At 53.9% G+C, this 10,599-nt stretch carries 7 protein-coding genes and 3 pseudogenes; 6 read left to right on the top strand and 4 right to left on the bottom strand.

Annotated elements, in window-relative coordinates; translation table 11 throughout:
- Nucleotides 1–20 precede the first annotated feature (20 nt).
- Nucleotides 21–1,019 (top strand): aldo/keto reductase, encoded by a 999-nt coding sequence (locus CS369_RS13875; RefSeq protein WP_196907556.1) that lies wholly within the window; start codon nt 21–23, stop codon nt 1,017–1,019.
- A gap of 240 nt (nt 1,020–1,259) precedes the next feature.
- On the opposite strand, the gene rsmC is transcribed toward CS369_RS13875, so the two are convergent.
- A complete protein-coding gene (gene rsmC, locus CS369_RS13880) occupies nt 1,260–2,306 on the bottom strand; it encodes a 16S rRNA (guanine(1207)-N(2))-methyltransferase RsmC (RefSeq protein ID WP_196907557.1) in 1,047 nt (348 codons plus the stop codon).
- Nucleotides 2,307–2,550: 244 nt separating this feature from the next.
- Between rsmC and CS369_RS13885 the strand changes: the two genes are divergently transcribed.
- The 3 genes from CS369_RS13885 to rimI all read left to right on the top strand — a co-directional run bounded on the left by CS369_RS13885 (nt 2,551) and on the right by rimI (nt 4,131).
- Nucleotides 2,551–3,096, top strand: a complete 546-nt coding sequence (locus CS369_RS13885; RefSeq protein ID WP_196907559.1) for a chorismate mutase — start codon at nt 2,551–2,553, stop codon at nt 3,094–3,096.
- A 162-nt stretch (nt 3,097–3,258) separates the two neighbouring features.
- On the top strand, nt 3,259–3,675 hold the full coding sequence (locus tag CS369_RS13890) for a DNA polymerase III subunit psi (protein ID WP_196907571.1): 417 nt from the start codon (nt 3,259–3,261) through the stop codon (nt 3,673–3,675).
- A 15-nt stretch (nt 3,676–3,690) separates the two neighbouring features.
- Complete coding sequence (gene rimI, locus CS369_RS13895; RefSeq protein WP_196907560.1) at nt 3,691–4,131, top strand: ribosomal protein S18-alanine N-acetyltransferase; 441 nt, start codon at nt 3,691–3,693, stop codon at nt 4,129–4,131.
- Nucleotides 4,132–4,180: 49 nt separating this feature from the next.
- Here the strand turns inward: rimI and CS369_RS13900 are convergent.
- The 3 genes and pseudogenes from CS369_RS13900 to fhuD form a co-directional block, all read right to left on the bottom strand.
- Nucleotides 4,181–6,428, bottom strand: a pseudogene (locus tag CS369_RS13900) (TonB-dependent receptor).
- A 101-nt stretch (nt 6,429–6,529) separates the two neighbouring features.
- Nucleotides 6,530–8,132 (bottom strand): annotated as a pseudogene (locus CS369_RS13905) (iron ABC transporter permease).
- On the bottom strand, nt 8,129–9,049 hold the full coding sequence (fhuD, locus tag CS369_RS13910) for a Fe(3+)-hydroxamate ABC transporter substrate-binding protein FhuD (RefSeq protein WP_196907562.1): 921 nt from the start codon (nt 9,047–9,049) through the stop codon (nt 8,129–8,131). The pseudogene CS369_RS13905 and the gene fhuD overlap by 4 nt, the downstream one beginning before the upstream one ends.
- A gap of 203 nt (nt 9,050–9,252) precedes the next feature.
- On the opposite strand from fhuD, the gene fhuF reads away from it, so the two are divergent.
- Both fhuF and CS369_RS13920 read left to right on the top strand, forming a co-directional pair.
- A complete protein-coding gene (gene fhuF, locus CS369_RS13915; protein ID WP_196907563.1) occupies nt 9,253–9,849 on the top strand; it encodes a siderophore-iron reductase FhuF in 597 nt (198 codons plus the stop codon).
- A 132-nt stretch (nt 9,850–9,981) separates the two neighbouring features.
- Nucleotides 9,982–10,461, top strand: a pseudogene (locus CS369_RS13920) (discoidin domain-containing protein).
- Nucleotides 10,462–10,599: the final 138 nt, after the last annotated feature.

Consider the following 10,599-nt stretch of genomic DNA (forward strand, 5'->3'; position numbering starts at 1 on the left):
CGAGCAAGGGAGAACACACAATGCAACAACGTCAACTTGGCAAAGCAGGACCGTTGGTTTCCAGCATCGGGCTTGGCTGCATGGGCATGAGCGATTTTTACTCGACCGCGCAGGATGAAAAAGAGGCCATCGCTACGCTGCACCGCGCACTGGAACTGGGCGTCACGCTGCTGGATACCGCCGATATGTACGGCCCACACACCAATGAAGCGTTGGTCGGACGCGCTATCAAAGGTAAACGCCAGCAGGTGGTACTTGCCACCAAGTTCGGGATAATGCGCGATCCAAGCAACCCACATGCACGCGGTGTCTGTGGTCGCCCGGATTATGTGCGTCAGGCGGTCGAAGGCTGCCTGAAGCGTCTCGGTGTCGATGAGATCGATCTTTACTATCAGCACCGCATCGATCCGAGCGTACCGATTGAAAAGACCGTCGGCGCATTGAGCGATTTGGTGACCGCCGGCAAGATCCGCTATATCGGATTAAATGAAGCGCCGGTTTCATTGTTGGAGCGTGCACACCGTGAACACCCGATTACCGCGCTGCAAACGGAGTATTCTCTCTGGACACGCGATGTAGAAGCGGAGATCCTCCCGGCGTGCCGCCGGTTGAGGATTGGTTTTGTCCCCTATAGCCCACTCGGGCGTGGCTTTTTGAGCGGTACGTTACGCAGCCCAGAAGATTTGGCTCCGGATGATTTCCGCCGTACCAATCCGCGCTTTATGGGGGATAACTTTGCCAAAAACCTGGCGCTGGTTGAGCAAGTAGAAAAACTGGCACGGGCAAAAGGCATCACCCCTTCGCAGTTGGCGCTGGCATGGGTATTGGCGCAGGGTGACGATATCGTGCCAATTCCGGGCACCAAACGCCGTCGCTATCTGGAAGAGAATATCGCCGCACTGGATGTTCAGCTAACACCAGAGGAACTGGCAGAGATTGAAGCCATCTTTCCCTTCGCCGCAGCAGCGGGCGATCGTTACGGCACGGAGAGCATGGCTACCATTAATAATCTCCGCTAACAGCGATGAGCACAAAAACACGCTGTCAGGTTACTGACAACCCACTTAAAACAGTCATTCCCGCATACATCACGTCATTCCCGCGCAGGCGGGAATCTCGTACAAACTGAACGCGTTTCTTCTGGCAGAGGTCCCCGACTTTCGCCGAGGATGACGAGGGAGAAACCGGGGATGACAAGAGGGGAAGATCTCGCTTTCATCAACCTGAGGCCTCGGTGTATCACCGAGGCCTGCACACGGTTAGCGCGCAGCCGGTTTGGCATGCTTGCTAGCGCGCGTTAATGTGGCCTGATACACCTTGAAGCGTCCGGTTTGGGCCAGCACTTCGTGGTTACCAAAAGTGGCATCCAGCAACGCCGGATAAGGCAGGAAGGCGTTAGCGACAATACGTAGCTGCCCGCCAATATTTAGGTGCTTAGGCGCTTCACGAATCAGACGATCGGCCGCACTCAGGCTGGTTTGCAAGCCATCATGAAACGGTGGGTTCGAGACGATCAGGTCAAAACACCCGGCAATATCCGAGTAGACGTCGCTGGCAGTCACATCGCCTTCCAATTCGTTTAACGTCAGTGTCGCACGGCTGGTCAACAATGCCGCCGCGTTGACATCACTCAGCGTCAAACGCAGCTTTGGCAACTGTTTTGCCAACACCGCCGCCACCACGCCACTGCCGCTTGCAATATCCAGCACCTTGCCTTTCATGTGCGGCGCAAAGGTAGATAACAGCAGTGCGCTGCCGACATCGAGACCATCACGGCTAAAGACACCGGGCAACGTCGCGACTGGCACATCCTCAACGTAATAGCTGTCTTTCCAGTCATCGAGATTAAATTCAGCAGAAGCCTCTAATCGGCCATGATAAAGCCCACAGCGCCGCGCGCTGTCAATCTTGGTTAACGGTGCAAAGTCTTCGAGAATACCTTCCGCGTTACGCACACCGCTGCGGTTCTCACCCACCACAAAAATCTCGCTGCCAACGACAAGATGCGATAACAAGTTGGCGAGCTGGAACTGCGCTTCCTGTTTGCTCTTCGGCCAGAAGTAAATCAGGGTATCGCAGGCGGCCACCTGCTCAGCATCCACCAGCAAACCAAACTGCGCGTTGTCGCCCATGGTTTTGTTCAGCGGCAACCAATGGTGATATTGCGTGAGATGCACGTGCACCTCCGCCGCGTCAAACTGTGCTGGTAACGTATCTTGAATGTCGCCGGCAAACAGCACACGGCGGGAAATAAATTCGTCACTGTGGCGCAGTATCACTTCACTGGCGGGGGTTAATGCTGACATCAGGTGTTCGCTCCTCAAAAATAGAACGGCGATTATACCCTAAATTATCCCGGTTGCATGGGCGCAAAACGGCAAGAACGCAAACACAACGCAGTTGCCAGCCTTGAAGATGACGCGCAGGTACACTAGATGGCTCTCTATTAAGCCAGCGTTTATCAACGCGTTTGGCTGACCCGCTATTATTTCCATCGTTGGAACCTACATCGAAGGCATATATCCCCTTAATAGCAAAAGGTGACGTTAAATGTTTAGTAAAGTGTCAGCAAGGTCGCTACTTTTAGCCGGACTGTTCTTTTCCGAAACGGCATTAGCCTCCCCCACACAATGCGGCGATCTGGCCTCATTGATTAACCAGCGTTTGTCTTACATGAAGGATGTTGCGGGGTATAAAGCGGAAAAACACCTTGCCATTGAAGACGTGCCTCAGGAAGTCAACGTGATGACCAACTCCGTCACGGTGGCAGAAAAGCTCGGGTTGCTCGGCGAGTCGGTAAAACCGTTTATCCAGGCACAGATGGATGCCGCTAAGGCCATCCAATATCGTTACCGCGCTGACTGGCTGTCTGTTGCAGAAAGTGGCTGGCGACCCGACCCATTGCCTCAGGTAAGATCAAAAATAAGCGTGTTGAACACCGACATTCTCTCTTGTATTACTGCAACGTTGACCCAAGGCGAACAATTCACCGACAAAGTTGCCTTTCTCCGTGTTCTTGACCAGGCTAACTTAAAAAACAGCGACAAAGAGCGCATATGGCACTCCTTGCAGCAAATCACATTGAAGCGTCATTAACGTGAGATATTTTACTTTCCACTAAGCAGGGTGTGAAAAATACGGCGTTGGTCATTACCTGGCTTAAAGGGGAACGCGCTGCTGCGGTTCACTTTATTGGCGCATCCGTATCAGATTTGTTAGCATAGCGCGGCTATCATGGCGAACCGAGCACGGGATATCATGGCACCAAGACGCGATTGGCTTTTACAACAGATGGGGATTACGCAGTGGACGTTACGCCGCCCCACGGTGTTGCAGGGCGAGATTGCCGTTACCCTGCCCGCACAAACGCGTCTAGTGATTGTTGCCACTTCGCTCCCCTCCGCCCATGACACTCTGATTGGCGATGTGCTGCACAGTTTGTCACTGCGCCCCGAACAGGTGTACCCGCTCACACCGGAACAGACTGCCATGCTGCCCACCTCGACACATTGCCATAGCTGGTGCCTGGGGGTTGATGTGCCGCCCGCCTGGACGGGTGTGCAATTGAGTAGTCCGACGCTGGACGAGCTTTATGCCAACGCCAGTGACAAACGCGCCCTGTGGCAACAAATCAGTGAACATCTTCCCTTGTTGGCATCCTCAGAGGCCCATTAATTCAGGTTGTTTATCATGCACGTTATTTCTCCCCTCACGTCCCACGATTTGCCTGCCGCCTTTGCCATCGAAAAGGCAAGCCACGCTTTTCCGTGGACGGAAAGCACCTTTAACAGTAATCAGGGCGAACGCTACCTGAACCTGAAATTGACGCGCGACAATACGCTGGTGGCGTTTGCCATTACCCAGGTTGTGCTGGATGAAGCGACGTTGTTCAATATTGCCGTTCACCCGACACACCAACGGCAAGGCCATGGTCGGCGTCTGCTGGAACAACTGATTGAAACGCTGGAGGCGCGCGGCATTACCACGCTGTGGCTGGAGATTCGCGCCTCCAACGCCAACGCCATCGCGCTGTATGAGCAATTGGGGTTTAATGAAGTGTCGCTGCGGCGTAACTATTACCCGGCAGCCAACGGGCGCGAAGATGCGGTGATCATGGCATTGCCGCTGTAAATAATAATGCTCCTGCGCCAGTAAACCATGGCAACAGGCGCAGTCAGTATTAGAAATCCACGGATACCGAGAGTTTCAGCGAGCGCGGATCGCCCTGTGTCACGTATGTGCCAGTATCATCCACCGATGCCCAATATTTTTCGTTCGACGTTGGCACGCCACACCAGTGTGTGGTCGTTCAGTGGCGTACTGTAGCGCACGCCCAAATCCAACCGCGTCCACGGCTTCAGTTTTAACTTATTGGCTTCATTGGCGTATTGTGAACCGTAACGCAACACGGTGCCAGACAGCGTCAAGCCTTCCACCGAAGGGACATCATATTCACTGCCAAATACCAGCTGGTAACCGGGTGTACCCACGACGTCATTGCCATCATTGGCACCTGCGCGCGTTTTGGCCAGAGTGGCATCCAGCCAGGTAGCGCTGCCGTTGAGGCGCAGGCCGTACATCGGCTCACCAAACACATTCAGTTCCACACCGCGATTACGCTGTTCGCCGTTCAGGCCATAGAGCTTATTCACAGGATCGATAAAGCTGTTTGGTCGTTTGATCTCGTAAAACGCCAGCGACCCGCCGACGCGCTGATAATCAAATTTCACGCCGACTTCATTTTGTTTGGCAACGTAGATACCTGATATCTGCCCACGGTTTACTGCTTCTGTGGATGAGGTTTTGGTACCCGGCTGCAATGCCTCAATATGGTTAGCATACAGCGAAACGTGTTCCCAAGGTTTTACAACCACGCCGAATATCGGGCTCACCTTGGTGCGATCAAAGCGTCCTCCTGTACCACTCTCGATACCGCTGTATTCATAATTGCGTATCAATATCTCCTGACGGCGCAACCCTGCGGTAAAGCGCACGCTGTCATCCAGCACCGAGAGCGTATCGGAAAGCGCCAGCCCCCAGTTGTGCATGCGGTTGCGTATTTTCGGATCGTCCATATTGCCGCCGCTGCTGGTTGTCGCAGGGAAATCCACTACCGGGGTGTTATAGATATTTGTAGCGTAGTCGTACTTAGACATGGTGTACGCCGCTCTGGCTTTACTATATATACCCGAATAGTCCATGTTGACTTCGTGCTTAACCGGGCCGGTATCAAAATTGCCGCGAATACCTGCTAGCGATGAGGTGTTCTGAGCGATATATGCCGAACTTAAACGGCCCAGCGTAGCGCTGCCATCACCGGCTGCTGTCAGTTTTGGCGTGCTGTAATTACCTATATCTTCGGTGTTACTCATGCCAAGGCCAGAATAGAGCGTCCAATGATTATCCAGATCGTACTCGCCGCGCAGCATCCCGAAGCGGGATTTCATATCGGTATAGACCCAGCGCTGGCTATAGTTGTGGGTATTGGTTGGCGGTTCAGGGATAGCTTGTAACCCGGCAGCCGAAACGTTTATCCCCATACGGCCACCGTGCAGATACTGGTGCTGGTAGCCCGCATCCAGCGAGGAACGGAAACGGTCGCCACGATAATCCAGTCCGACAGCAGCCAATGAAACCCGCTCGCGTTGATCGTCAATCGCGGCTTCGCCTTCGCGGTGCAGCAGGTTGACGCGTACCCCAAAGCGGTTATCGTCGCCAAAACGCCGCCCAACATCGAGCGCGCCCCCAACCTGTGAGGAAGAGGTGTAGTCGATCGTAGCGCGCGTTAGCGGCACATCATCAGCGTGTTTAGGCTCCACGTTCACCGCACCGCCCACGCCACTGCCGCCTGCGGAAACACCGTTAAGAAACGCGTTGGACCCTTTCAGGATCTCAACCTGGTCAATCATATTGGTGGAAACAATCTGACGCGGCATCACGCCAAACAGGCCGCCCATAGTGATGTCATCGCAGTCCAGTTTAAAGCCGCGAATACGTTAGGCTTCCGCAAAGTTGCCGTAGCCGCGCACGCTTTGCACCGACGCATCATTCTTGACCACATCGCCCAGGGTTTGCGCCTGCTGCGATTCAATCATTCTGCTGGTGTAGCTGACGACATTGAACGGCACATCGCGCGCGTTCTGCTGGCCGAGGAAACCGACGCGTCCGCCGTTGGCGATCTGTCCATCCAGATAAGCAGGTACCAACTGATCGCCACCGGCACGGAAGTTATCTTCCGGTTTGGCAATCACCGTCATGGTATCTTTACTGTTTACGCTATCGGTTGGAGAGGCCGTTTGCGCTGCCGTGTTTGCAGCCACTGAAGCGGTGTCCTGTGCCAGAATCGGCAATGCTATCGTGCCACAGAACGCCCCGATGAGCACCGCAAGCCGGGTTGGCTTACGTGCTATATGAGTTAACACTGTCATTTTTATCCCTTGATTGCAAATGTAAATTATTATTATTCTGCTTCGCAATTATGCGAATTCGATTTACAAATGCAAGCAGCGATACGGTTTACTTCTTGCTCTCAGGCAGAATGTTGCCGACGTAACAGCAGGATAAAATACGGCGCCCCCAGGAATGTCGCTAACAGACCGGCAGGAATTTGATAAGGAAAAATCAACACGCGTCCCAACCAATCAGCATCAGCATGCCGCCAAGCAATGAAGCGATAACGACCTGTTGCAATGCGCGGCGAAACCCGAGAAAACGGGCAAGATGGGGTGCCATCAGGCCAACAAAACTCAGCGGACCGATCACCAATGTCGCGGTCGCGACCAACCCTGTCGCCAGCAGTAAAATCGACATACGCGCAGGACGCAACGCAATCCCCACGGACTGGGCCACGCTCGCGCCCAGCAGCATGATGGCAATCCAGCGGCGTATCAGCGGGGTGGCGCTCAGTAGTAACAGCCCAATAAGGGCCGAGATGTACGCCTGCTGCGTGCTGACTTTATAGGCTGAACCGGCCAGCCATGCCAATAGCGCTCCGGTACGGGGATCGCCACTCGCCAGAATAAAGGTCAGCAGAGTGGAAAATACGGTGCTCAAGGCAATCCCTACCAACAGAAGACGACTGGAAGAATAACCGCCACGGTTTGCCAGCAGCATGATCAGCAGCAATGTGCCGCCCGCACCGGCACTGCCGACCAGCAACGCCACGATGGCACATCCCAAGGAACCAATAACAGCAGCAGAACCACGCCAAAAGCGGCTCCCGAGGTAACGCCCAATACTTCCGGGCTGGCCATTGGATTTCCCGTCAACTTCTGCATCAAAGCGCCCGCGACAGCAAGCATCGCCAACGCAAGCTGCGGCCCTAATCTTCTGGCACCCAACATGCGTGCCAGTAGCGGGGCAAACAGACCAATAAAACCGATAACACCCGCTACGCTCACCAGCATGGCGCTCAACACCATGGCGATGCCCAGCCCAGCGATACGCGCCACCGTCAGGTTTACCCACAGACTGCGGATAACGGCGTCGTCCAATGCCAGCATCGCCAACGGACGGATCATGAGTAACATGATAACCAGGCCGATCAGCATCCGAGGCCAAAGGAACGAAACGGCGCCCCAATCATACTGATTGAGCATACCGCTGCCCCACAGGAACAGGCTCTGCAAACGTTCATGGTTGAAAAGCGTCAGTAAGCTTTTCACCGCACCACAATACAGCCCCACCACCAATCCGGCGAGAATCAGGGTAATGGGCGACATACGCCGCCCCGATACCACCCCAAACACAATGGCACCCGCTGCTACTGCACCAACGATAGTCGCTAACTGTCGCGTTGTTTCTCCGCCAGGCAAGGCCCATAGCGTTGCCAGGGCCAAGCCTAATTGCGCGCCCGCAGAAACGCTGAGCGTCGCAGGCTCCGCCAGCGGATTACGCAAAATTTGCTGAAACAATACGCCAACCAGCCCCAACGAGGAGCCGACCAGCAACGACAGCACCGTTCGGGGTAGCAGTCTAAAATGAAACAGCATCTGGTTGGCATCTTGCCCATCTGGGCTCCACACGCTGTGCCACCACAGAGGTGTCGGTACCAACTGACTAAAATTCACACCGGTCAGCCCAATCGCCACAAACGTCAGTGCAGATAACCACAGCAGGCCAAAGGTTCTCATGGCGTCGACTCCAACTCCTGCACCAGAAGTCGTGCAAAGCGTAGCGCTGAGAACGTTGCACCGTAAAACCAGACCGCAGGCAAGGTCTGCCAGCGGTTGTCTCGAACAAAAGGCATCATGCGCCACAGCGCTGACTGGGAAACCGCATCCAGCAACGCGGTATCGCCCTGAACAAAGAACAGCGCTTGCACGTCTTCGTAGCGCACCAGACGCTCAATGCCTACCACAGAGCTCCCCCAAAAGTTGGTTTCTTCCTGACAGGCATTGGTTAAGCCGAGCCGGATGAGCACGTTGTTAAACAAGCTGTTATGACCCATAACCAGCGCACGACGGCTATCAAGCAGCGAGAACAGCAGCAAAGGACGGGGCGAATAAGCACGAAGACGTTTTGCCAGAGTGCCCAACTCACGATCAAATTCGAGCAGATGCTGCTCCGCAGCATGCATCAGGTTCAAGCGTTGACCGAGCAAAAGCAGATCGCGCCGGGCTGCATCAAGCGGTTGGTGCTGCGCATCGCGGAAACCCGGCACGAAGCAAGGTGCCAAACGGGTCAATGGTTCAATATCGGGGCCAAAGCCCTGTGACACCAGAAACAGAGAGGTATTGAGGCGTTGCAACAATTCCATATTGGGCTCATTGCGTAACCCGACATCAATCACACGGTGAGACAACGCAGGCTCGACCACCCAACGGTGATAATTCCCCTTCTCCGCGACGGCAAGCGGCGTAATGCCCAGAGCCATCAACAATTCTACCGGTCGCCACTCCAGAGCAATAATCCGATCGAGGCTGACAATAGGATCAGACGCCGAAACAAAGCCCGACGTCGACCATGGAGAGAGCGAAGCCAGTTTCAATAAATGACGGCGAGAAAAGGCACCCGATAAGCCAATAACGAGAAAAGTAATTATTATCATTCCAATTTTGCGTCGTATTATGAAAAATCCTCCTTCTGTTGCCAATGCCCCATCGGAGTCGGTGTGAATAGCTGTGGCCTAGAACAACAACATGCCGAAATCAGACGCGTAATAGAAACGCGTTTTTTGCTCTCTGCGCCTGACGGGGCCGCACTCTTTCCCACTGCGCTACTGCAAACGCCGCTAACAGCGGGAATGCCATCATGGTTGCACGCGCTGACCCAAGGACAGCCAGTCCCTACCTGATATCCAGATGGTCGCAGTGGTATTTTGCGTTACTGGTTGCACCCTGGGTCTATATCCACCTGCGCCATCAGTGGCAACTCCCTTATCATCTGGCGGACATTGCTTATGTGCAAAGCGAACAAGGTACGCCACAACGTTTTGTCCTCTCCTCGCTAGGCAGTCCGGTTGAGGAGCGCCAGTGGCAGGCATTTTTACCTCTGATCGATGAACACATCGCCCCCGTATGCCAACAACTCTCCGCACTCTCAGGGCTAAGTGCAGCGCTGTTTTGGAATAATGCCGGCGTGCGTTTTTACCAGGGGATGAATCAGGCGGAACAAGAGGGGGCAGATGTGCGCCATGCCGCTGATTTACTTGATAGAACAGAGCTTACCAACGGCGAAAAAAATCGTCTGTATCAACCGATCCGTTTACGTCCCCTTCTCTCTGGTGAACAAAAAAAGGAGCTGCGGCACTGCTGTCTGATTTATCGTCTGGAAGGCGGGGTGTTCTGCCCGAGCTGCCCGCGTTTGCGCGCAGAACACCGCAAACGCACAACATGTGTAAAGGGCTGACCACATTTGCTGCTGCACTTATCATAATAACGCGACACGGGTAAATGAAATGGCATTTCTTTTTTTCATACTCTAATTTCACATTAACGCAATGGATCTGCGTTCCTTTATCCCTGTGAATGAGGTAAAAAAATGAAAAAATACGCTCTGGTTACTGCCTGTGTGTTAGGCCTGTTTTCCCTCTCTGCTACCGCTGCGCAAGTCGCCAATGTTACCGCTTCCGGCTATGACTCCGATAAGGGCCATACCCCAGCCAACATTGCTGATGGCAACAACAAAACTCGTTGGGCGGTAAACGGTGAAGGTTGGGTACAGTTGGAACTCCATAAGGCACAATCCATTGAAAACTTTGTCTTGGTGTCGTTCAAAGCAGAAGAACGCAAGCTGAAGTTCTCTGTGTCCTATTCCGCTGATGGCAAGAGCTGGACCAAGCTGGCTGATAATCTGGTCACGTCTAACGATGCCAAAGAGGGCTAGAAATTCACCTTCCCCGCGGTCAACGCGCGCTTTATCAAGCTGGAAACGTTTGGCACCTATACCAATAAATGGAGTGCCATCAACGAAATCACGTTCAACAGCGCAGCACAGGTTCCTACGCAGGCCATTAAATAAGCCCGTTTTACCCTGACTGCGTTGTAATAACGTTGTTCTGATAACAAAAAGCCCCAGCCAAACAGGTGCCGGGGCTAATGAGATGGTCACCCCCACCCTGTAGCGGTACGCTGACAGGGTGTTTTTCTTTCAGGAGAG

It is taken from the genome of Candidatus Symbiopectobacterium sp. 'North America' (assembly GCF_015762685.1).
Classification (GTDB): Bacteria; Pseudomonadota; Gammaproteobacteria; order Enterobacterales; family Enterobacteriaceae; genus Symbiopectobacterium.